General features: G+C 60.1%; 19 protein-coding genes. 12 read left to right on the forward strand and 7 right to left on the reverse strand.

Annotation, left to right across the window (positions count from 1 at the left end; all coding sequences use genetic code 11):
* Window positions 1–179 precede the first annotated feature (179 nt).
* From tcyJ to L4G42_RS07185, 12 genes are all read left to right on the forward strand, one after another.
* On the forward strand, window positions 180–977 hold the full coding sequence (gene tcyJ, locus L4G42_RS07130; RefSeq protein WP_237252871.1) for a cystine ABC transporter substrate-binding protein: 798 nt from the start codon (window positions 180–182) through the stop codon (window positions 975–977).
* Window positions 974–1642: a cystine ABC transporter permease gene (tcyL, locus tag L4G42_RS07135; RefSeq protein ID WP_133775647.1), complete on the forward strand. Its 669-nt coding sequence runs from the start codon at window positions 974–976 to the stop codon at window positions 1640–1642. The genes tcyJ and tcyL overlap by 4 nt, the downstream gene beginning before the upstream one ends.
* Window positions 1643–1645: 3 nt before the next feature.
* Window positions 1646–2389: an L-cystine ABC transporter ATP-binding protein TcyN gene (gene tcyN / locus L4G42_RS07140; protein WP_237252870.1), complete on the forward strand. Its 744-nt coding sequence runs from the start codon at window positions 1646–1648 to the stop codon at window positions 2387–2389.
* Between the two features lie 569 nt (window positions 2390–2958).
* Window positions 2959–3693, forward strand: a complete 735-nt coding sequence (locus L4G42_RS07145) for a hypothetical protein (RefSeq protein WP_237259763.1) — start codon at window positions 2959–2961, stop codon at window positions 3691–3693.
* A 496-nt stretch (window positions 3694–4189) separates the two neighbouring features.
* Window positions 4190–5431, forward strand: a complete 1242-nt coding sequence (locus tag L4G42_RS07150; protein WP_237259762.1) for an SfnB family sulfur acquisition oxidoreductase — start codon at window positions 4190–4192, stop codon at window positions 5429–5431.
* A gap of 37 nt (window positions 5432–5468) precedes the next feature.
* Complete coding sequence (locus L4G42_RS07155; RefSeq protein ID WP_237252898.1) at window positions 5469–6680, forward strand: SfnB family sulfur acquisition oxidoreductase; 1212 nt, start codon at window positions 5469–5471, stop codon at window positions 6678–6680.
* Window positions 6680–8047 (forward strand): LLM class flavin-dependent oxidoreductase, encoded by a 1368-nt coding sequence (locus L4G42_RS07160; RefSeq protein WP_237252867.1) that lies wholly within the window; start codon window positions 6680–6682, stop codon window positions 8045–8047. The genes L4G42_RS07155 and L4G42_RS07160 overlap by 1 nt, the downstream gene beginning before the upstream one ends.
* A gap of 75 nt (window positions 8048–8122) precedes the next feature.
* Window positions 8123–8917, forward strand: a complete 795-nt coding sequence (locus L4G42_RS07165; RefSeq protein ID WP_237252866.1) for a MetQ/NlpA family ABC transporter substrate-binding protein — start codon at window positions 8123–8125, stop codon at window positions 8915–8917.
* Between the two features lie 2 nt (window positions 8918–8919).
* The gene (locus tag L4G42_RS07170) at window positions 8920–10047 is read left to right on the forward strand and encodes a methionine ABC transporter ATP-binding protein (protein ID WP_237252865.1); all 1128 of its coding nucleotides are present in this window, start codon (window positions 8920–8922) and stop codon (window positions 10045–10047) included.
* A complete protein-coding gene (locus L4G42_RS07175; RefSeq protein ID WP_237252864.1) occupies window positions 10037–10681 on the forward strand; it encodes a methionine ABC transporter permease in 645 nt (214 codons plus the stop codon). Before L4G42_RS07170 ends, L4G42_RS07175 begins: the two co-directional genes overlap by 11 nt.
* Window positions 10682–11359: 678 nt before the next feature.
* On the forward strand, window positions 11360–11626 hold the full coding sequence (locus L4G42_RS07180) for an acyl carrier protein (protein WP_237252863.1): 267 nt from the start codon (window positions 11360–11362) through the stop codon (window positions 11624–11626).
* Between the two features lie 43 nt (window positions 11627–11669).
* Window positions 11670–12296 carry a class I SAM-dependent methyltransferase gene (locus tag L4G42_RS07185; RefSeq protein WP_237252862.1) on the forward strand — a complete coding sequence of 209 codons (627 nt, stop codon included), beginning with the start codon at window positions 11670–11672 and terminating at the stop codon, window positions 12294–12296.
* A gap of 42 nt (window positions 12297–12338) precedes the next feature.
* Here the strand turns inward: L4G42_RS07185 and L4G42_RS07190 are convergent, their stop codons facing one another.
* From L4G42_RS07190 to L4G42_RS07220, 7 genes are all read right to left on the reverse strand, one after another.
* The gene (locus L4G42_RS07190; protein ID WP_237252861.1) at window positions 12339–14591 is read right to left on the reverse strand and encodes a glycoside hydrolase; all 2253 of its coding nucleotides are present in this window, start codon (window positions 14589–14591) and stop codon (window positions 12339–12341) included.
* A gap of 75 nt (window positions 14592–14666) precedes the next feature.
* A complete protein-coding gene (locus tag L4G42_RS07195) occupies window positions 14667–17789 on the reverse strand; it encodes an efflux RND transporter permease subunit (RefSeq protein ID WP_237252860.1) in 3123 nt (1040 codons plus the stop codon).
* Complete coding sequence (locus L4G42_RS07200; protein ID WP_237252859.1) at window positions 17786–18856, reverse strand: efflux RND transporter periplasmic adaptor subunit; 1071 nt, start codon at window positions 18854–18856, stop codon at window positions 17786–17788. Before L4G42_RS07200 ends, L4G42_RS07195 begins: the two co-directional genes overlap by 4 nt.
* Window positions 18853–19992: an efflux RND transporter periplasmic adaptor subunit gene (locus L4G42_RS07205; RefSeq protein WP_237260680.1), complete on the reverse strand. Its 1140-nt coding sequence runs from the start codon at window positions 19990–19992 to the stop codon at window positions 18853–18855. The genes L4G42_RS07200 and L4G42_RS07205 overlap by 4 nt, the downstream gene beginning before the upstream one ends.
* Window positions 19993–20529: 537 nt before the next feature.
* Window positions 20530–21564 carry an ABC transporter substrate-binding protein gene (locus L4G42_RS07210; RefSeq protein WP_237252857.1) on the reverse strand — a complete coding sequence of 345 codons (1035 nt, stop codon included), beginning with the start codon at window positions 21562–21564 and terminating at the stop codon, window positions 20530–20532.
* A gap of 87 nt (window positions 21565–21651) precedes the next feature.
* Complete coding sequence (locus tag L4G42_RS07215; RefSeq protein WP_237252856.1) at window positions 21652–22518, reverse strand: ABC transporter permease; 867 nt, start codon at window positions 22516–22518, stop codon at window positions 21652–21654.
* A gap of 130 nt (window positions 22519–22648) precedes the next feature.
* Window positions 22649–23530 carry an ABC transporter ATP-binding protein gene (locus tag L4G42_RS07220; RefSeq protein WP_237252855.1) on the reverse strand — a complete coding sequence of 294 codons (882 nt, stop codon included), beginning with the start codon at window positions 23528–23530 and terminating at the stop codon, window positions 22649–22651.
* Window position 23531 lies beyond the last annotated feature (1 nt).

Below are 23531 nucleotides of genomic sequence, written 5' to 3' on the forward strand. Positions count from 1 at the left end.
AACTGATAAGCAATCCGCTTTTTATTATTTTTCATCTCCTGATGCGGGTCTTATGATCGCCGCCAGCCGGCGCGCAGAGCCTCGCAGGCGACTGAAAAAGCTGGATAAACGCGTGATGCCAACGTAGCTTCGTCGGGTCTGATACTTGCCTGACATTCCAATTAAAACAGGGGACTTTCATGAACATGTCTGCAATCCGCCGCACCTTTCTGTTGTCGGCCTTCAGCCTGGTGCTGGGCACCGGTCTGGTCAGCCAGGCTGTCGCTGGCGAACAACTGGCAACGATCAAAAAGAATGGAACCCTCAATGTCGGCCTGGAAGGCACTTATCCACCGTTCAGCTTCGTGGGTGAAGACGGCAAACTGACCGGCTTTGAAGTGGAGTTCTCTGAAGCGCTGGCCAAGGAGCTGGGCGTCAAGGTCAAGCTGCAAGCCACGCCGTGGGCTGGCATTCTGGCCGCGCTGGAATCCAAGCGTCTGGACGTTGTGATCAACCAAGTGACCATCTCCGACGAGCGCAAGAAAAAATACGACTTCTCCGAACCCTACACAGTGTCGGGCATTCAAGCATTGGTGCAGACCAAAGACGTCGGCGTGATCAAAACGGCTGCAGACCTGAAAGGCAAAAAAGTCGGTGTTGGCCTGGGCACCAACTACGAAGAGTGGCTGAAAGCCAACGTGCCTGATGCCATCGTCAAAACCTATGACGATGATCCGACCAAGTATCAGGACCTGCGTGTCGGTCGCATCGACGCCATCCTCGTCGACCGCCTTGCTGCACTGGAACTGGTCGCCAAGACCAAGGACAAGCTGGCGGTATCCGGCGAACCGTTCTCCCGTCAGGAATCCGGTATCGCACTGCGCAAGGGCGAGCCTGAATTGCTGGATGCGGTCAACAAAGCCATCGACAAGCTGCGCGCCGACGGCACCCTCGCCAAGCTGTCGGACAAGTACTTCAAGGCTGACGTGACCAAATGATCCCAGAGAGCCTTCAGCTCGCGCTGGACTCCGCGCCCTTTCTGCTCAAGGGCGCGTATTACACGGTGGGCTTGAGCCTGGGGTCGATGTTCTTCGGATTGGTGTTGGGCTTCGGCCTGGCACTGATGCGTTTGTCGAAGATCTGGGTCATCAGTGCGGTCGCCAGGGTTTACGTGTCGTTCTTCCGCGGCACGCCGCTTCTCGTCCAGCTGTTCATGATTTATTACGGGCTGCCGGACCTGGGGATTGAACTGGACGCGATTACTGCAGCGCTGATCGGTCTGTCGCTGAACATGGCCGCGTATGCCTGCGAAATCCTTCGGGCCGCGATCGGTTCAGTGGACCGAGGGCAATGGGAAGCCGCCGCGAGCATTGGCATGACGCGCGCCCAGACCATGCGCCGCGCCATCCTGCCGCAAGCTGCACGCACCGCGTTGCCCCCGCTGGGCAACAGCTTCATTTCACTGGTCAAGGACACGGCGATGGCCGCCACCATTCAGGTGCCGGAAGTGTTCCGCCAGGCGCAGCTGATCTCTTCGCGGACGCTGGAAATTTTCACCATGTATTTCACCGTTGCGGTGATCTACTGGGTGCTGTGCAGCATCCTGGCGCATTTTCAAAATCGCCTGGAAGCACGGGCCAACCGCCACGATGTGGAGTCCTGAGGCATGATCACGGTTGAAAAACTGACCAAGCAATTCAAGGGCAACGAAGTGCTCAAGGGCATTGACCTGACGGTCGAGCCTGGCGAGGTGGTGGCGATCATCGGCCCTAGCGGGTCGGGTAAAACCACCCTGTTGCGCTGCCTGAACCTGCTGGAAGTGCCTACAAGCGGCAGCATTGTCGTGGGCGACATCAAGGTCGATTTGAGTCGCCCGCTGAGCCAGCAGCAGGGTCTGATCCGGCAGCTGCGCCAGCATGTCGGGTTCGTCTTCCAGAACTTCAATCTGTTCCCGCACCGCACCGCGCTGGAAAACGTCATTGAAGGCCCGACAGTGGTCAAGAAGATGCCGCGCGAGCAGGCCATCGAACTGGGCCGCGCGCTGTTGGCGAAGGTCGGCCTCGCGGGTAAAGAGGACGCTTATCCGCGCCGTCTGTCCGGCGGCCAACAACAGCGCGTGGCGATTGCCCGTGCGCTGGCCATGGAGCCGGAAGTCATTCTGTTCGATGAACCGACGTCGGCGCTTGATCCCGAGCTGGTGGGCGAGGTGCTGAATACGATTCACGCACTGGCCCTGGAGAAACGCACGATGGTGATCGTGACCCACGAGATGAGCTTCGCGCGGGACGTCGCCAACCGGGTGATCTTCATCGACAAGGGCGTCATCGTTGAACAAGGTGAGGCGAAAGAGCTGTTTGCCAATCCCAAAGAAGAACGCACAAGGCAGTTTCTTGAGCGCAGCAGGAATTAGTCCGACACGTTATGTGTTCAAAACGGCGCCAACAGGCGCCGTTTTCTTTGTCGTTCATATTTAGAAAAGCGTTGATCCACTAAAAGTTCTACTGTTTCGACTCCGACGACCCGTCGCGAACCTATCTACTTTCTCTATAAGAACAGCCAACACTCTTCGCACCGTTGATTGACCATTTTTACGTCAACAAATAACTCCATCACACACTTCCCGTCCGTCATCTGGCCGTTGTACCTGCACGCTTTCCCGTTGAAGCAGGACCGCAGTCGCATCTCCCATCTCCCCTCTCAACATGGGACAGTCGAGTGTAGGAAACTTCTCCATTTGCCCCACACAGCGTTTAAAACGTTAATCCTCATTGACACAAACACCGCAACACAATTAGCTGAAAACGCCCTCAGTTCATTCACTTCTTAAAAACAGCAATTCACTAATTGCCACCATTTGTAATGTTTGCCATGCCTGTGTATCCCGGCGTGTACTAGCGCCAGTCGTTTCCACATTGCAGCTACGATGAATAAATCACCTGACATGCCTGAACCAGGCCCACATTCGAAGAGTATTAAAAGATGATCCACACCCCTGTAATCACTCAGTCTTTCAAGTTGATGGCCCCGTATCTGCCGCAGTCGAACAAGCACGGGATTGGCGCCCTTGCGGCGGCCGACCTGCAGGTACACATTGCTCCCTGGCCAGAGATGGACTGCGGTGACTTGATCGAATTGTTTTGGGGAGGCTGTTATGCCGCGTCAAAACTTTTATCGGAGTCCGACATCGGGCATACATCCGTCCTACATGTACCCGAAAGTTTTCTTCGAAGTGGAAAAGTTAAAACCTACTATCGCGTTACCAAAATTGGCAGCGAACCCATTAAGTCTCCTGGCGCCAAGGTGTGGGTCAAACTGGAGACTCCCGGCGGTCAATTGGTCAGCGGCGAGGGCGATGAGAATCAGGGACTGGCACCGGTGACGTTCGCCGACTCGGTCATGCAGGACGGTTTGACCGCGTGCCACTTCAATGAGGGCGTTCAACTCACCCTCGACGCTTATCCCAACATGGATGCCTACGATGAGATCACCCTTCGCTGGGGCGACATGCGTCTGGACTTGCCAGCGCTTACCCAGGACGACGTTGGCCTGCCCATCGTTGTCGAGGTACCGGCAGAGTTGGTGCGCGAGGCCGGCGATGATCCCCATTTAGAGGTCAGCTACTGCGTGATTGACCGGGTCGGCAACAACTCGCGCTGGGCGCCGGCGCGGCTGATCAAGGTATCGACCGACATGACCGATGAGGCCGAAACTTGATATCGGCCCTGTCCAGGACGCTGTCGCGGCGCACCATCGAAGCGCTGCGACACGTCTGCTGCCCGCCACCTGGCGTTCTGCAACCGTGAACAACTCCACAGATCAGCAACGGAGAAGAAACCTCCCACATCATCTGCAACAGCGTCCTACAGCTTCCCCCCTCACTACGCGAAAACGGGCTGCTAGCCTGCGGTGAAACCCTTCACGAGGTGTTCGCCATGCCCTGCAGACATATCGTCAAGTACGTGATTCTGGCGCTGGCCTTCGGGTCATGCCTGACCTACACGCAAGCCACGGCGCTGGCAACGTCAGCCGCTATTTCACCTTCTATGCTTATTCCTAAATGTGAGTTTATTTAATTTTTATACGCGCTTAGGGTATATGCACCGGACCACCGGACCATCGTCAATTTTCTCGCCGCCACAGCGGTATTGATTCGAGGTTCGAATGGTTCAGCACAATGATCCCAGTGCTCGCGCTCGTAAAGGTCACCACCATGACTGATCTGAGCGCCCCTTCTGTCCAGCACACCCTGGACGTGGCTCCTCCCCTGCTCCCTGCCAACATAGTGCGCAACGACGCCGACGCCATTGCTGCGGCCCATGAACTGGCCGCCGTCGTACGTCCCCATGCCGCCACGCGAGACCGCGAGCGGCAACTGCCCTGGTCGGAAATCGAGCTGTTTACCCGCAGTGGCCTGGGCAGCATCTCGGTGCCGCGCGCGTACGGCGGGCCGCAGGTGTCATTCGTGACCGTGGCCGAAGTCTTCGCCATTCTCTCGGCAGCTGACCCTGCCGTGGGCCAGATTCCACAGAACCACTTCGGCATCCTCTATTCGCTGATCGGCAGCGCTACCGAGGCCCAGAAACACACCCTGTTCGGCAGCGTGCTCGGCGGCGCACGTATCGGCAATGGCGGCCCTGAGCGCGGAACCAAAAACACCCTCGACGTCCGCACGCGACTGACCGCAGACGGTGATCAGTTTTTGCTCAACGGCCGCAAGTTCTACTCGACCGGCGCGCTGTTCGCCCACTGGGTGGCGGTCAAGGCCATTAATGACGACGGCAAACAAGTGCTGGTGTTCGTGCCACGCGGGACGCCGGGGCTGCACATCATCGACGACTGGTCCGGCTTCGGTCAGCGCACCACCGCCAGCGGCAGCGTGCTGCTGGAAAACGTGCGCGTGAGTGGCGAACGGGTCGTTGATAACTGGAAGCTGGGCCTGGCGCCGAACATTCAGGGCGCGGTTTCGCAGCTGATTCAAGCCGCCATTGATGCAGGCATTGCCCGGGAAGCCATCGACGAAAGCATTCGTTTTGTGCGCGAGCGTTCACGGCCCTGGATCGACGCCAATGTCGAGCGTGCCGGCGACGATCCGTATGTGATCGCCGACATCGGCAAATTGAAGCTCGAGCTGCACGCCGCCGAAGCGCTGCTGCGCAAGGCCGGGCGGGTGCTGGATGAGATTGCCGCCGAACCCATCGACGAACAGTCGGCGGCGCGGGCGTCCATCGTGGTCGCCGAAGCCAAGGTGCTGACCACGCAAATCGCCCTGCAAGCCAGCGAAAAGCTGTTCGAGCTCTCGGGGAGTCGCGCGACGCTGGCCGAATTCAATCTTGATCGTCACTGGCGCAATGCGCGGGTTCACACCCTCCACGACCCGGTGCGCTGGAAGGTTCACGCCGTCGGCGCATGGCACCTGAACGGCACCCTGCCTGCTCGTCATTCCTGGATATAACCAGACAACTGGAAGCACACCTATGAGCCTTCAAACCTTGCCGCGTGACACGCAGGCGACCGCCGTGACCGCGATCATTCGCGACGATGCCGAGGCGCTGCACAGCGCCCGCACCCTGGCGGAAGAGTTCAAACAACAGAGCGCCACGCGTGATCGTGAACGGCGCCTGCCGCATCAGGAACTGGAAGCGTTTTCCCGCTCGGGACTGTGGGGCATCAGCGTACCTAAAGCCTTTGGTGGCGCCGGCGTGTCCAATGTCACCCTGGCCGAAGTCATTCGCATCATCTCTGCCGCCGACGCCTCATTGGGTCAGATTCCGCAGAATCATTTTTACGCGCTGGAAGTACTGCGCGTGAACGGCAGCCCGGCACAGCAGGCGCGACTGTACGCCGAGGTGCTCGCCGGTCAGCGCTTCGGTAACGCGCTGGCTGAATTGGGCACCAAGACCGCCCACGACCGCACCACCCGCCTGAGCCGCGACGGCAGCGGCAATGGCTGGCGTATCAACGGCCGCAAGTTCTACGCCACCGGCGCGCTTTACGCCCAACGCATACCGACCTCGGTGGTTGATGACAATGGCGTGCAGCAGCTGGCGTTTGTGCCGTCGAACGCAACGGGGCTAAGTGTGATCGACGACTGGAGCGGCTTCGGCCAGCGCACCACCGGCAGCGGCTCGGTGGTGTTCGATAACGTGTATGTCGAAGCCGATGACGTGGTGCCGTTTCAAACCGCCTTCGAGCGCCCGACCACCGTCGGCCCGCTGGCGCAGATCCTCCATGCCGCCATCGACACCGGTATCGCCCGCGCTGCCTTTGAAGACGCGTTGCATTTCGTGCGTACCCGCACTCGGCCGTGGATCGACTCCGGCATCGAAAAAGCCGTCGATGACCCGCTGACGCTGCACAGTTTCGGCAAACTCGGCATTCGTCTGCACGCCGCCGAAGCCTTGCTCGAACGTTCGGGCGAGTTCCTTGATCGGGCGCAGGCCGAGACCACGCCCGAAAATCTGGCGCAGGCATCGATTGCGGTCGCGGAAGCGCGGGCGATCAGCACCGAAATCTCATTGGAAGCCGGCAGCACCTTGTTCGAACTCGCCGGTTCCCAAGCCACGCTGGCGGAGCACGGCCTTGACCGGCACTGGCGCAACGCGCGGGTTCACACGTTGCACGACCCGGTGCGCTGGAAGTATTACGCCATCGGCAATTACTACCTCAATGACGTCAACCCGCCACGCCGGGGGACGATCTGATGAGCAAGAAAAAGATCCTGCTCAATGCGTTCAACATGAACTGCATCGGCCACATCAATCACGGTTTCTGGACACACCCCCGAGACACGTCGACCCAGTACAAGACCCTCGAATACTGGACAGATCTGGCGCAGTTGCTGGAGCGCGGGCTGTTCGACGGCTTGTTTATCGCGGACATCGTCGGGGTCTATGACGTCTATCAGAAGTCGGTGGACGTGACGCTGAAGGAATCGATCCAGTTGCCGGTGAATGATCCGTTGCTGCTGGTATCAGCCATGGCCGCGATCACCAAAAACCTCGGCTTCGGTCTGACTGCCAACCTCACCTACGAGGCCCCGTACCTGTTCGCCCGGCGCATGTCGACGCTGGATCACCTGACACGCGGACGCGTGGGCTGGAACATCGTCACCGGGTATCTGGACAGCGCCGCACGCGCGATGGGCCTGACCGAGCAGATCGAACACGACCACCGCTACGACCAGGCCGATGAATACCTGGAGGTTTTGTACAAGCTGTGGGAAGGCAGTTGGGAGGACGACGCGGTGATCGAGGACCGTCAGGCGCGCATCTATGCCCAGCCGGAAAAAGTCCACTACGTGCGACACAGCGGCGAGTTCTATCAGGTGGAGGGTTATCACCTGTGCGAGCCGTCGCCGCAGCGAACGCCGGTGTTGTTTCAGGCGGGCAGTTCCGAGCGCGGTTTGCAGTTTGCCGGCAGCAACGCCGAGTGCGTGTTTATCAGCGCGCAGAACAAACCCGCGACCCGCGAGCAGGTCGACAAGGTCCGTGCCAGCGCCGTGGCCGCCGGGCGTAACCCCGATGACATCAAGGTCTTCATGGGTCTCAACGTCATCGTCGGCGCCACCGAAGAAGCGGCGCGGGCCAAGCATGCGGAGTACCTGAACTACGCCAGCGCCGAGGCCGGGCTTGCGCATTTTGCTGCGTCCACCGGCATCGACTTCGCCGACTACGAGCTCGACGAGCCGATCCAGCACGTGAAAGGCAATGCCATTCAGTCAGCGACGAAGATTCTCAAGAACAACGACTGGACCCGCCAGAAGTTGCTCGATCAGCACGCCCTGGGCGGCCGTTACATCACGCTGATCGGCTCGCCCGAGCAGGTCGCCGACGAGCTGGAATCGTGGATCGCCGAAACCGGACTGGACGGTTTCAACCTCACCCGCATCGTCACCCCGGAGAGCTACGAGGATTTCATCGACCTGGTCATCCCGGAGCTGCAACGACGGGGCTCATACAAGACCGCGTACGAACACGGCACCTTGCGCGAGAAGCTGTTTGAGGACGGCGACGCAAGGCTGCCTGAACGGCACGCGGGGGCGAGCTACAGAACGCGCCCCGACGTGTAGGAGCGCGCTTGCCCGCGAAGACGGCCTCACAAACACCCAAGATTCAAACCAGACCACTGACCCGGATTACCCGCCATGACCAAAACCCTCCTCACCCTCGCGCTGTCCGTGGGCCTGTTTGCCGGCGTCACCCACGCCGCCGATCAACCGCTCAAAGTCGGCACCACGGCCGCGTTTGCCATACCGCTGGAAGCGGCCGTCGCCGAAGCCGATAAACAAGGCCTGAAGGTCGAGCTGGTGGAATTCACCGACTGGATCGCGCCTAACGTCAGCCTCAACGCTGGCGACATCGACGTGAACTACTTCCAGCACATCCCGTTTCTGGAAAACGCCAAAGCGGCGTCGGGTTTTGATCTGGTGCCGTACGCGCCGGGCATCATCAACAACGTCGGGCTGTATTCGAAGAAGTACAAAAGCTTCGATGAGCTGCCAACCGGCGCCACCGTCGCAATCGCCAACGATCCAATCAACAGCGGTCGCGGCCTGCAACTGTTGGCCAAGGCCGGCTTGATCACGTTGAAACCGGGCGTGGGTTACAAGGCCACCGAAGACGACATCACCGCCAACCCGAAGAAGATCAAGCTGATCCAGGTCGAAGCCGTGCAACTGGTGCGCGCCTATGACGATGCCGATCTGGTGCAGGGCTACCCGGCCTACATTCGTCTGTCGAAGACCTTCGATGCCGGCTCGGCGATTCTGTTCGACGGCCTTGATCACCCGGAGTACGTGATTCAGTTCGTCATCAAGCCCGACCACAATGATGACCCGCGTCTGGCCAAGTTCATCGACATCTACCAACATTCGCCTGTCGTGCGCGCCTCGCTGGATAAGGTCAATGGCTCGCTGTATCAGGTTGGCTGGAAGAATTGATCATGACTGCATCCGCGCAACGCGCTTTAGCGCTTGAGGCTGCTACCCCTCATGCCGCCGAGCAAGCCGACCTGCACCCGGAAAAGCACCGCGCCCATGTGCGCTTCATCAATCTGTGTAAAGTCTATGAAGGTCCGCAAGGGCCGGTGCCGGCGCTTCAGGGCATCGATCTGGATATCCAGCGCGGTGAGGTGTTTGGCATCATCGGGCGGAGCGGCGCAGGCAAATCGTCGCTGATCCGCACCATCAATCGTCTGGAAAAACCCAGCAGCGGGCGCGTGCTGATCGATCAGGTGGACATCGGCGACTTCAACGAAGACACGTTGGTGGAGCTGCGCCGACGCATCGGCATGATCTTTCAGCATTTCAATCTGATGTCGGCCAAGACCGTGTGGCAGAACGTCGAGCTGCCGCTCAAGGTCGCGGGCGTGCCGAAGGCGCAGCGTCAGCGCAAAGTCGCCGAGCTGCTGGAGTTGGTCGGGCTGGAAGGCAAGCACAAGGCGTATCCGGCGCAGTTGTCAGGCGGGCAGAAGCAGCGCGTCGGCATTGCCCGGGCGCTGGTGCATGACCCGGCCATTCTGCTGTGCGACGAGGCGACCTCGGCCCTCGACCCGGAAACCACCCAATCGATTCTCGGCCTGCTGCGCGAGATCAACCAGCGCCTGGGGCTGACGATCATTTTGATCACCCACGAGATGGCAGTAATCCGGGAAATCTGCGATCGCGTGGTGGTGCTGGAAAAAGGTGAAGTTGTCGAGCAAGGCCCGGTCTGGCAGGTATTCGGCAACCCGCAGCATGAAGTGAGCAAGACGCTGCTGGCGCCGCTGCAACACGCGCTGCCGGAGGATGTGCAGGCACGCTTGCAGCCGCACCCTTTCGAGCATCACGCCAGCGTTGTGCTGGATCTGCAGTTCACCGGCAGCGACGGCAAAGAGCCTGACCTTTCAGCGTTGTTCAGCGCCTTTGGCGGGCGGGTGAGTCTGCTGCATGGCGGCGTCGAACGCATTCAAGGGCGTGCATTGGGTCATCTGCTGCTGGCGGTGAGTCATTCGCCGCTGTCGGCGGAAGAACTGCTCAGTCGCGCCCGCAAACACGCGCAGCACGCGGAGGTACTGGGTTATGTGGCTTGATCGTCTGTGGCAGGGCGTCATCGACACCTTTCTGATGGTGGGCGTGTCGTCGCTGATCGCGTTGATACTGGGCATTCCACTGGCGGTGGTTCTGGTCACCAGCGGCAAGGGCGGCATCTTTGAAGCACCCAATGTGAACCGGGTGCTGGGCGCGTTCGTGAATATTTTCCGTTCGGTGCCGTTCCTGATTTTGATGGTGGCGCTGATCCCGTTCACGCGGCTGATCGTCGGCACGACCTATGGCGTGTGGGCGGCGGTGGTGCCGCTGACCATTGCCTCGACGCCATTCTTCGCGCGCATTGCGGAAGTGAGCCTGCGCGAAGTTGACCATGGCTTGATCGAAGCGGCACAAGCGATGGGTTGTCGCCGCTGGCACATCGTCTGGCACGTGCTGCTGCCTGAATCACTGCCGGGCATCGTTGGCGGATTTACCATCACCATCGTGACGATGATCAATTCATCGGCCATGGCCGGTGCCATCGGTGCCGGTGGCCTGGGGGACATCGCTTATCGCTACGGTTATCAGCGGTTTGACACGCAAGTGATGCTCACCGTAATCGTGTTGCTGGTGATATTGGTGGCGGTGATTCAGCTGGGCGGGGATCGATTGGCGTTGCGTTTGAATAAGCGGTGAATGGGTAGGATTTTTCCTCTTACAAGGTGCGAAAGCTCCATTTATTTTCGAGCAAGGAATTGCTTCAGTTAAATCCGCTAGCCTTGCAGGCCTTGAAAGTTGAAGCATTGGGAGACTGGCAGATGCAAGAGAAGGAACTATCAGACGCTGTTTTCAGCACCGTCATGAGTTGCAGAGAGAAGGGGTGAATCTCGGGCCTTCCAGCCTGGTAACTTTCAATTTGCGAAGCTCGATGATGACCATGCCCAGGCACGTTGATACTCCCTTCGCAGTCGTGGACAACGGGTGCTATTGCGCATGAGGTAATTGAAGGGGTACGTACGAACTCATCGTTACCCGAAACCACGTTTGAAACGCTTTGGGAGTGCACGAAGGAGCATTACGGCCTGACCGCCGCGACAGCGATTACGGCCTCAGCAGGAATTCCCATCAGCAAGACAGCCGTTGGAACATGGGTGCACGCTGGCTCAAGCAGAACGACCAACCTCGCCAGCCTGATCGGCATGCGCTTCTTCCCCCGCACACTCATCCGCCAACCGAGAGCCGCCAGGATGGCAAAAGCCACCTTCGGCACAGTAAGGGTCTTCGGCGTTATCGGAAGAGGAATTCCCTTCGTGGCTGCAGGGCTGGCAGTATTCGACCTGGTGAGCATAGGTCTGTGTGCATATGAGGCGAGACATGCAAAACAAAGCTGATCGGGCGCAACTGACTCAGGAAGTGATTGAGCTTTTTGTCTCTATCATTGGCTTTATCCCGCGAAACAACGTCACGCACACCACCAATTTCATTCGCGACTTCGACATCATAGATGACGACCTCACCTGTTTCATGATGCAGGTGAAGTGGAAATACAAACTGAAACCAACGCCTGAAGATTGGGCACGGATCGAAACCATCGACGAGGTGGTTGATTTGATCCTTGCTGAGCAATTGATCAAAACCTGAGCGGGGGTATATTGACGGCTTTCCGCGCCCAGACGACCGCCTCATGAAACTCGATCCAACCGACCTCGCTCAGATCACGGCCACCACCCTCGGCAACTACAACGATGTCGCCGAGGGCTTTCGCGAAGGGACCCGCGATCATGACGTCAGTCAGAACATCGACGCGCTGCTTCGCAATATCACTGGCCCGGCACCGTTTCAGATTCTCGATTTCGGCTGCGGACCAGGGCGTGATCTGCAGACATTCGCTGCTATGGGCCACATCCCGACTGGCCTGGATGGCTCTGAACGCTTCGCCGAGATGGCCCGTGCCGACAGCGGCTGTGCCGTGCTTCACCAGAACTTCCTTGAACTTGATCTGCCCGCAGAACGCTTCGACGGCATCTTCGCCAATGCCTCGCTGTTCCACGTGCCGCGTCAGGAATTGCCTCGGGTGCTGCGTGAATTGCGAGCGGCACTCAAGCCCGGCGGCGTGCTCTTCAGCTCAAATCCCCGGGGCAGTAATCAGGAAGGCTGGCAGGGTGAGCGGTACGGGTCATTTCACGATCTGGAATCGTGGAGTGCCTTGCTGACCGAGGCCGGGTTCAGTGAAGTCGAGCATTACTACCGACCGCCGGGATTGCCGAGGGAGCAACAGCCGTGGCTGGCGAGCGTCTGGCGCAAGGTATGACGGTTGCAGGTCTGCCGTAGCGCCGCCTGAACACCGGTCGCATCAGCCGCCTTCCCCTGTTGCGTGATAGACGCTGACCGCTCCGTCAGGCCCAACCGCCGTCACGCTATGCCCTGCAAACGAATGGGTCCCTAACTCACGCGGCTTGCCATCGAAGTTCGCCACCAGTCTTGTTCCATCCGCAAATGTCGTCTGTTGAACCAGTCGATCACGGGTCAGCCAGCTGAACGCCGTCATCGCCTGAGTGCCAAGGCGCTCGTGCAGCGGCCTGAAAAACCTGTCCTGACGCTGTATCACCGGCAACCGCTCGCCCAATGTCCCGCTGCTCAAGTGATAAAGCGGGGGGACGTTATAGAGCAACTGAGTGAGCTCGTTCTCTTGCCTGACATTCACCAGTTTCAGGCTGTCAAAAAGCCAGTGATGGGCAGTGATGACCGACCCATGGAACACGGTTTGATAGAGCGGCAAACGGGTCGTCGGGTTGAAGTGAACGGTGCGATAAGGCTCCTTGATCGGCACCGGTTTGAAGAACACGTCCGGCTGCTCCGGCGGATACCAGCTGCCGAGGTACCAGCGGGAGGACGTGTGCTGGCTGAGCTCCGGATCACCCCAGCCGATCACCGGCGTCTGCATGCCATGGGCGAAAAGGATGCCTCGGGCGGTGACGGCATTGCCGTCCTCGGAACCTGAGGGCAGCGCTTGTGCTTCAGCCAACCACTGCGAAGCACTGACGTTTGCCCCAGCGTTTTGCATCTGGGTCATGGTCGCACCGGGGCGATAGCTGTCAAACAGCATCCCCGTGGCGTAGGCATCGAGAAACCAGCTGTTGAAACCGGCAGCGGCCTGGACGGCCGCAACCCGCGCCTCCATCAGTGGCCGGACACAACGCGGATCGGTGTAATGCCCTGACTGTTGAAAACCTGCTTTGAACGTTCCGTCCTTCAGCACGATGGCGCATTGACGATAGGCGTCGCTGCCCAGGTGAGCGGTTACCCAGTCCGAATTTTCATGAGTCGCCAGAGCCGTTTCGTAGGAATCATAGGGCGCAATCAGATAACCCGCCTGCACGCCGGCGCGTACAGCCTCGGGATGCCAGAGACCGCCCTCCCATCCTTCGCCGAGCCCAAGCCAGAGGCGTGACAAACCGGATGCCTGCAAACTTTTGATGCCCTGCAGGGACAGAGCGCCGCCCCATGTCGACGGGTCGTCAGCGAGGGCGCCGGCAAACAGGCGGGCGACCTCCCCGCGAAGCTCGCCATAGCGCGAGACCAACCGCGACACGCCGGGCTGGGCATCACGTTGCCAGGCTTGCCGTGCGACTGAGTTAAATGCGTTGTTCAGACTGCGCAGCAGGGTGACCCGTTGCCAGAGCTGCAGTTGGGCGTGGCTGCCACTCAGCAAAACCAAGGCCTTCTTATCCAGCCGTTTGCGCAATTGCACGGCGAGTGGGTCATCGGATGCCAGCACCTGAGTCAGGCGCTCCCATGACTGAATGTCATCAAGCGCGAGCAGGTCGTTACCCCACAGATACACATGGGCTGCGCCGAGCAGCTTGCGCCCCTCAGGGGTTTTCTCGAACTTGCTTTGCAGCGTCTGATATTCGCCATTATCGATGAGCCACTGCCGATAGCGCCTTGCACCAGCAAGCGGATCGGGGGCGTCCAGAGACAGACGAAAGGTCAAAGGCACGCTGACATCCAATGCCGTGAACGCATGACTGGCGGACAACCTCAGGGCTTCACCCTGCGGATGCAAACGCAGGCGATTGTTGAACGGGTTGGTCAGCAGCCAGGTCAGGGTGAACGCGCCGTGGTCCATTCCCCATAGCGGCAGGCTCAGGTCCTGTGTGGTGTTGATCTCGCCCTGGGCCACAAGAAACTGCTGCCAGACAGTGTCCCCCCGAGGGACGTAATGCCCCTCGGCCATCGGCCAGATCAGCGCCTTGCCCATGGCGTCGCCCGGCTGATTCAGAAACTCCAGCACCCCCGCGCTCCGGGCCTTGATGGTCAGCAAGAGGTCACGTTGCTGCAGCCGGGCTTCGAGATGCCAGGCGCCTTCGTCCCATTGCCAGGAGAGATGCTCCGGCGTGGTCTTGAGCGCACTGACGCGGCGAGCCTTGACCCCGCTTGACGCCTGCAAGGCAGATTGCCCGCTCGGCGAGACACGGACCGCGAGGGTCTGCGGATCAATGTCCACGCGCCAGAAGGCGTTTTCCAACGTTTCAGCCGAACTGCCGAATGGCAGCAGCCAGCCCAACAAGAGACAGACACACAAGCGCACAGAGATAAAAGACATGCCGAGCCCCGCGAAGCGATTCAGCGGGGCACAGTAAGGCAAGGACCGACAAGTGTCTGTCGGACCGTTCCTAAATTAAGACTGGTCTAAAGTCTCCTCGCTCGCCTTCTCTTGTTCAGCCTTCTCTTGCTCGGCTTTCTGACGGTCCTCGTCACTCGGCTCCTTGATCTTGTACCAGGCCACGTATAGCGCCGGCAGGAACAACAGCGTCAGCAGGGTCGCGATGATGATCCCGCCGATCATCGCGTAAGCCATCGGCCCCCAGAACACTTCGCGGGCGATGGGGATCATGCCCAGGCTTGCCGCCGCAGCGGTCAGCAGGATCGGGCGACGACGGTGTTCAGTCGCTTCCGCCACTGCGTCCCACGGCAGATAGCCGGCCACTTCATACTCATGAATCTGCGTCACCAGAATCACCGAGTTACGAATGATGATGCCGATCAGCGCCAGAATCCCGAGGATCGCCACAAATCCCATCGGCGTTCCGGTCGGCACCAACGCAAGCACCACGCCGATCAATCCCAACGGCGCGACACTGGCGACGATGAACATCTTCTGCACGCTGTGCAGCTGGATCATCAGGAAGGTCGCCATCAGGAAGATCATCAACGGCACGACCTTGGCGATCGGCCCCTGGGCCTTGCCGCTCTCCTCCACCGTACCGCCCGTGGCGATCTTGTAACCCACCGGCAAACCGGCGGCGAACTTGTCGATCTCGGGCTTGAGCTCCTTGACCAGATCGGTCGGCTGCATCTCGTCGCTCACGGCAGCCTTGAGCGTGATCGTCGGTTTACGATCGCGACGCCACACCAGCGGCTGTTCCAGTTCATAGCGCACGTTGGCGAATGCGAGCAGCGGAATCGACGTGCCCTGGGGCGTAACGATCTGCAGGTTCTGCAGGGTTTCCGGCGACCCGCGCTCGGAATCCACCGCACGACCGACGACGTTGATCAGGTAGATGTCGTCGCGCACCTGGGTCACCGCCGAGCCGGTCACGATGCTGTTCATCAACTGCGCGACGTCCTCGGACGACAAGCCCAGTTGCCGCGCCTTGTCCTGATTGATGTCGATGCGCAGGACTTTGCCGGGCTCGTTCCAGTCGTAAATCATCTCGCCGATGTGCTGGTTGTTGTCCAACAGCGTGGCGAGTTCGATGGCGTGCTGGCGCACTTCATCAATATTCTCGCCGCTGACCCGGTACTGAATCGGACGCCCCACCGGAGGCCCCATTTCCAGTGCCTGAACGTAGGTGCCGATGCCGACGAAGTCATCACGCAGGCGCTTTTTCAAACGCTCGGTCAACGCGCCGCGCTCTTCCAGCCCTTTGCTGACGATGACCAGCTGCGCGTAGTACGGGTTTTCCAACTGCTGATCCAGCGGCAGATAGAAACGCACCGCACCTTCGCCGATGTAGCTGCTCCAGCTGACAATGTCCGGATCGTCCTTGAGCGTGGCCTCTAGCTTGTCCACTGCGCGACGCGTCTCGTTGATCGACGCGCTCTGCGGCAGGTTGAGGTCGACCAGAATCTCGGGGCGGTCCGATGAGGGGAAGAACTGGTTCTGCACAAAGCGCATGCAGAACAGCGAAGTGGCGAACAGCAGGATCGTGATGATGATGGTCAGCCAGCGATGACGCATGGCCCAGAACATCGAACCGTTGAAGGCTCGTGCGATGCGTCCGGGCTTGGCGTTCTCGTCGTGTTTCTTGATGTTTTCACTGAGGATGTGCACGCCGATCACTGGCGCGAACAACACGGCGACGACCCAGGACACCAGCATGGCGACGGCAATCACGGCGAACAGGGTAAAGGTGTATTCCCCTGCCGAACTCGCGTTGAGGCCGATCGGCACGAAGCCCGCGACCGTCACCAATGTACCGGTGAGCATCGGGAAGGCCGTCGACGTGTAGGCGTAGGTCGCGGCTTGGGCTTTGGTGTCGCCTTTTTCAAGGCGCGACACCATCATCTCCACGGTAATCATCGCGTCATCGACCAACAGGCCGAGTGCAATGATCAGGGCGCCCAGGGAAATACGCTGCATGGTGATGCCACTGTATTCCATGAACACGAAGACCATCGCCAGCACCAGCGGGATCGAGCAGGCGACCACCAGCCCTGCACGCATGCCGAGGCTGATGAAGCTGACAATCAACACGATCACGACCGCTTCAAACAGCGCGCTGGTGAACCCGCCAACGGCTTTCTCCACCACTTGCGCCTGATCGGAAACCACATGCACGCCGACGCCGATCGGCAGGTCGGCGGTGGCGGCGGTCATGCGCTCGTGCAACTGCTTGCCGAACTCCTGAACGTTGCCACCTTTCTTCATGGCGATGGCCAGGCCGATGGCAGGCTTGCCGTCGAAGCGGAACAGCGGTTTGGGTGGATCGACGTACCCGCGCGTGATTTCGGCGATATCGCTCAAGCGATAGAAGCGATCGTTGAGACGCAGGTTCACATTTTCCAGGTCTTTTTCCGACGCGAACTGGCCGGAGGTGCGCACGGAAATGCGCTCCGGACCGGCCTCAATGACCCCGGCCGGCGTCACGGTGTTTTGCGATTGAAGACTTTGCACCACCTGACGCTGATCAAGCCCCAGGGCCGCCAGCTTGCGGGTGGAGAAGTTCAGGTACAGCACTTCGTCCTGCTCGCCGATCATTTCGACTTTGCCCAGGCCTGGCACGTCGCGGATCTGGACCCGCACTTGCTCCACGTAGTCGCGCAATTGGCGCAGGGTCAGACCGTCAGAGGTGAACGCGTAAATCGAACCGTAGACGTCACCGAACTCGTCGTTGAACGCCGGACCTTGAATACCTTGGGGGAACTGCCCGCGAATGTCGTCGATCTTCTTGCGCACCTGGTACCAGATGTCAGGAATGGCCCCTGCGCTGGTGGTGTCGCGCAGGTAAACGAGAACAGTGGACTCACCCGGTCGGGTGTAGCTTTTTACATAGTCGAGGGAATCGAGCTCTTCGAGCTTTTTCTCGATGCGATCGGTGACCTGCTCCAGGGTTTCATCCACAGTCGCGCCCGGCCAGCGGGTTTGTATGACCATGGTCTTGATGGTGAACGAAGGGTCTTCTTCACGACCCAGATTCATGTAGGAAAACACGCCCATCAGCAGGCCGACGAACATCAGGTACCAGACGAAAGACTGATGCTTGATCGCCCAATCGGAGAGGTTGAACGTCCCTTTCATCGTGGGCTTTCCTTATCGACTTTGATTTTCTGCCCCGGCTTGAGGCTGTTGACCCCGGCGGTCACAACGCGATCGCCGTTGTTGACGCCATCGGCCAACACCACCGAATCACCACTGCGGCTAACGACTGTCACGACGCGTGGAGAAACCGTCTGATTTTGCATGTCGATGACCCAGATCTGCGTCTTGCCATCGACCTCCTGCACGGCCGTGGCCGGAAGCTCGATGCGCGGCTTGATCGCCGAGCTAAGGGTCACACTGATCGCTGTGCCCAAACGGAACGCCGCCGGCGTATCCGCCAGGGTCAAACGTGCGCGACGGGTGCGGGTGGTGCTTTCGGCCTGAGGCTCGAGTTCTCGCACGGTCGCGGTGGTGTTGATCTCTGGTTCCAGCTGGCTGGCGACTTTGAACACCACGTCGCTGGGCAGTTGATCACCCAGTTGCGCCGGCAGGTCAATGACCGCCTCTTTGATGTCCGGGCGCGCCAGTGTCACCACCTGCTCACCTGCGCTGACCACCTGGCCGGCCTCGACTTTCCATTCGGTGACCACGGCATCGTGATCGGCGCGCAGCTCGCTGTAGCTCAGCTGATCCTTGGCCTGCTGCGATGCGGCCTTGCCCTGATCGTAGGAAGACTGGGTGGTTTTGAGGTCGGTGACTGCGACATCCAGCGCGGCCTGGGCGCCAACGCCGCGATCGAACAACTCTTGTTGCCGACGGGCGTTGGCCTGGGCGTTGATCAACTGCGCTTCGACCCGGGCCAGATCGCCCTGGGTCGAGCGCACCTGGTTCTGTTGGTCGGTCGGATCGAGCACGGCGAGCATGTCGCCCTTCTTCACCTGTGCGCCAACGTCGACGCTACGCTGGGCGATGCGGCCCGAGACGCGAAAGCCCAGGGTGCTTTCATAGCGCGCAGCAATGTTGCCGGCGAAACGGCCCAGGCTTTCTTGCGCCTGGGGTTTAACCTCAATGAACAGCACCGGCCGAATCGGCTCGGGCGGTGGCTCTTCCTTGCTGCACGCGCTCAACAGCAGAGCGGTCAACACGATTCCCGACAGGCGCCTCATTGCTGGCCTCCTGTCGGTTGTTTTGAAGGATCGGGGGACACGTCGGCGAGTTCCACCTGCATATCCGGGTGCAGCAACTGGTTACCGGCAACGACCACTTTTTCACCATTCTTCAGACCGTCGACAATGATCACTTTGCCCGTCAGGTAGCGCCCGACCGTCACGCCGCGCAGGCTGACCTTGTTGTCACCATCGACCACCCACACCGCCGGTTTGCCGAGCTGATCGCCCAGGCCTTTGGTCAGCGCGGACCACGGCAGCTCGACGCTGGTCCTGGCCGGCACGCTCAGGGCGGCACTGACCACCGAACCCAGGTCCATACCCGGTGGCAGCGAGGTGAGTGCGATCTTCACTTGCAGCGTGCCGGTCTGCGCCGACACGGCCGGGGTGACTTCACGGACTTTACCGACGGCCTTGACCTTCGGTTTGTCCAGCAGCGTCACTTCGACTGGCTGGTCGGTGGGCGGGTTAACGAACAGCGACTCATAGACGTTGAACACGGCATCGCGCTCGCCATCGCGGGCCAGGCTGAAGATCGGTGCCGTCGGTTGCACGACCTGGCCGACTTCAGCCTGCCGCGCGGTAATGATGCCCGGCGCATCGGCAATCAACGCCGTGTAACCCAACTGCTCGCGGGCGTTGGCCAGTTGCGCCTGGGCCGCTTTGAACGCGCTCTGGCTGCTGCGCAATTGCGCCTGGGCCGAATCGTATTCACTGCGGCTGGTGTAGCCCTTGGGCAACAGTTTTTTCTGACGCACGAAGGCGGCGGCGGTTTGTTTCACGCGCGCCTGCTCGGCGGCAACGGCAGCGATGGCGGAATCGACGTTGGTCTGCAGGTCTTTGGGGTCGAGTTTGGCCAGCACTTGCTTGGCTGACACCCGATCGCCGACATCGACCGTCCGCTGAATGATCTTGCCGCCCACCCGGAACGAAAGCTGCGTCTGCACCCGTGCCTGAACATCACCGGTCAGCGCCACGTCTGCGGCGAAATCGACCGTCTTGACCGCCTGCGCCTGCACGCGCGCGCGCACCGGTTCCTGGGGCTTTTCCTTGCCACAGCCGGCGAGAAAGGCCAGGCACAGACCGATGGAAAGAACGGTCAGACGACCACGAAAAAGACAGGGTTGGGCGGGCATGCAAGCTCCTTTGTGCCAATGCCGTTGCGACACCGCGCCGCCGGACGCCGTTGCGATGTGATCATGCGACTGTGAGCGCGGATCAGGGTTCCTTGGTGCTACTGAACTCTGCCGGAATCTATAGAGCACCCCAATCTACGCTAGAGCCCGCTTGTCCGCGATGGTGGCCGATCTGCGAAATCAATATTGGCCGGCCCCATGCATTCGCGGGCAAGGTGGCGCGCCACCCCGGTCACTCCTCCAGTTTTCGTGTCCGTATTCGAGACCCCTATAAGACCCACACCCCGAGGCATGCCCAACGCACATGTCAGACGCGAATCCCATGTAGGAGCGCGCTTGCCCGCGATGGCGGTGGGTCTGAGCCATCAATGCTGCCTGACACAATGCATTCGCGGGCAAGCGCGCTCCTACAATTTTGCCTCGCGCTCAATATCTGCGTCGGGCGCAAATCCCCTGTAGGAGCAATCGGAGGTTACGACGGTCGCAAAGGCGGTGTGGCTGACACACCGCCTTCAGCAGCCCGACCAACATTGAGGATCAACTCCCCGCGCCACCGTGGGCTTCTTCGAAGAAGAAATCCTTCCAGCTGTCAGCCTTGTTTTTCAGGACGCCGAGGTCGTGCAGTTTTTCAGCGTAGATGAATGTGCGCTGGGGCACGACGGTGAAGTCGATTTCTGGATCGGAGACGATTTTTTCCACCAGCGGCAACGGCAATTTCGATTTCTCGACGTCGATGTAAGTCTTGGCCGCCGCAGGTTTGTCGGCCTTGATGATTTTCTCGGCCTCCGCCAGTGCGTCGTAGAACGCCTTGTAGGTCTTCGGGTTTTCGTCGTGGAATTTCTGAGTGGTGTAGAGCACGTTGAACGTTGCCTGACCGCCCAGCACGTCGTAAGAGCTCAGCACCTTATGCACATTGGGGTTTTCCAGCTCCTGATACTGAAACGGCGGGCTGGAGAAGTGCGCGCTGATTTCCGACCCGCCGGCAATCAGCGCTGACGTGGCATCCGGGTGCGGCAGGCTGACCGAGATGTTGTCGAATTTCTTGAAATTGTCGTTCCCTAACAGCTTGGCGGTTTCGATCTGCAACGTACGCGACTGGAATCCCACGCCCGCCGCCGGCACCGCGATGCGGTCTTTTTCGGTGAAGTCGTTGAGGGTTTTCACGTTCGGATTGTTGCTGAGCAGGTAATTGGGCATCGAGCCCAGCGAGGCGATCGCCTTGACGTTCTGCTTGCCCTTGGTCCGATCCCAAATGGTCAGCATCGGCGGCACGCCCGCTGACACCACATCCAGCGCGCCGGCCAAGAGAGCTTCATTCATCGCGGTGGCGCCGGAGATGCTGTTCCAGTCGACCTTGATGTCCAGGCCCTGTTCCTTGCCGTGCTTCTCGATCAGTTTCTGCTGCTGAACGACGTCCAGAATCAGGTACCCGATGCCGAACTGCTGGGCGATGCTGATTTTGCCTTCAGCGTGGGCGCCGCTGCTCAACAATGTGCCAACCAGACCCAGTGCGGCGGCGAGCGCTGTCAGCGTCGGGCGCTTGAACGGTGCAGCTGTCTTTGAAAGATCCATACATTTCTCACGATGAAAGCTAAAGGGGTGACGGCCTCATTGCTCATCCAGCGGCCACAAGGCGGAGCGTTCGTTTGATAAAGCAGATCAGCGCTGCATGCCCCACCGCTTCACGGTCAGGCGCTCGACGTTGCTGAACAGCAGGTTTTCCACCAGCAGACCGATGATGATCACCGCCGCCAGGCCCGCGAACACCTTGTCGGTGTACAGCTCGTTGCGGTTCTGGAAGATGTACCAGCCCAGACCACCCTTGCCCGAAGACGCGCCGAACACCAGTTCTGCGGCGATGAGGGTTCGCCAGGCAAATGCCCAGCCGATTTTCAGGCCCGCGAGAATCGACGGCAGCGCTGCCGGAATCAGGATGTACCAGACAAACCGCAGGCCCTTGAGGCCGTAATTGCGCCCAGCCATGCGCTGGGTTTCAGAGACGCCGAGAAACCCCGCGTAGGTATTCAAGGCCAATGCCCAGAGTACGGAATGCACCAGCACGAAGATCAGACTGTTTTCACCCAGGCCGAACCACAGCAGCGACAACGGCAGCAGCGCGATGGCCGGCAGCGGGTTGAACATCGCCGTCAGCGTGCCGAGCAGGTCGCGCCCCAGTTGGGTGGACACGGCCAGCGTGGTCAGGCCGAACGCCATAACGATGCCAATCAGGTAACCCTTGACCAGGACCGTCAGGGAGATCCAGACCTTGGTCAGCAATTCACCGCTGGCGATGCCTTCAATAAAGGCCTGAGCGGTTTGCAGAAAGCTCGGCAGCAGCAGGTCGTTGCCCTGAATGCGCGCGGCAATTTCCCAGAGGATCGCCAGCGCCACGAGGATCACGGCTTTACGCACCCAGCTGACCTGCCAGATGCGTTGCGCGAGGGGAATGTCGCGGGCCAGGTCTTCCTGAGTGAAAGGCTCCAGCACGACTTCGTATTCTTCCCGCAGAGGAGGTGAAAGGCTCATGGGTGCAATCTCATGTGCGCCACGCCCCTGTAGGAGCGCGCTTGCCCGCGATTGCGGTGTGCCTGTGACATTGATGTCCTCTGACACACCGCAATCGCGGGCAAGCGCGCTCCTACAAGGGATGTGCGTGTTAATAGGCAATACGAACATCCTGAAACCGCAGATCCGGCTCGACCGCAGGGGCTTCGCCCTCGTCGAACAGCAGCCGGTGAATGCGCTGCGCAGACGCCTGGAACTCGACGCCGCCGAGGCTTTTCAGGGTGTACTGATGGCTGTTGATCTCGGCGCGCACGCGGCCCGGATGGGGCGACAGCAGCAGAATCCGGTTGCCCACCACCAGCGCTTCCTCGATGGAGTGGGTCACGAACAGCAGCGTGAAGCGCACCTCTTCCCACAACTCCAGCAGCTCTTCCTGCATCTTGCGGCGGGTCAACGCATCGAGCGCGGCGAAGGGCTCGTCCATCAGCAGGATCTTGGGCTGCATCGCCAGCGCCCGGGCAATCGCCACGCGCGCCTTCATGCCGCCGGACAAGGTGTGCGGATAGGCATCGGCGAAAGCGCTCAGGCCGACTTTCTCCAGGTAAAACCGCGCACGCTCCTCGGCCTCACGACGCTTGAGGGTCCGCGAGGCCAGCAGCGGAAACATGACGTTCTGAATCACCGTCTTCCACGGCGGCAACTGGTCGAATTCCTGAAACACCACAATCCGGTCCGGCCCCGGTTCCCTGACCTGCTGGCCGGCCAGACGAATCTGCCCTTCGCTGGGCTGGATGAACCCGGCCACGGCCTTGAGCAGCGTTGACTTGCCGCAGCCCGACGGGCCGAGCAGGACAAAACGGTCGGCAGGATCAATTTCAAAACTGACTTGGTGGGTGGCCCGCACCACGCGTTCCGGCGTGCGGTATTCAAGGCTGACGCCCTGTACTTGCAGCAGCGCTTCAGCGGTGGGCTGATTGGCCTGATGCGTGTTCAAGCGATCGCTAGCCGTGTGGCTTTGCAGAACAGCATTCATG

The organism is Pseudomonas petrae (assembly GCF_021728295.1).
Taxonomy (GTDB): domain Bacteria; phylum Pseudomonadota; class Gammaproteobacteria; order Pseudomonadales; family Pseudomonadaceae; genus Aquipseudomonas; species Aquipseudomonas petrae.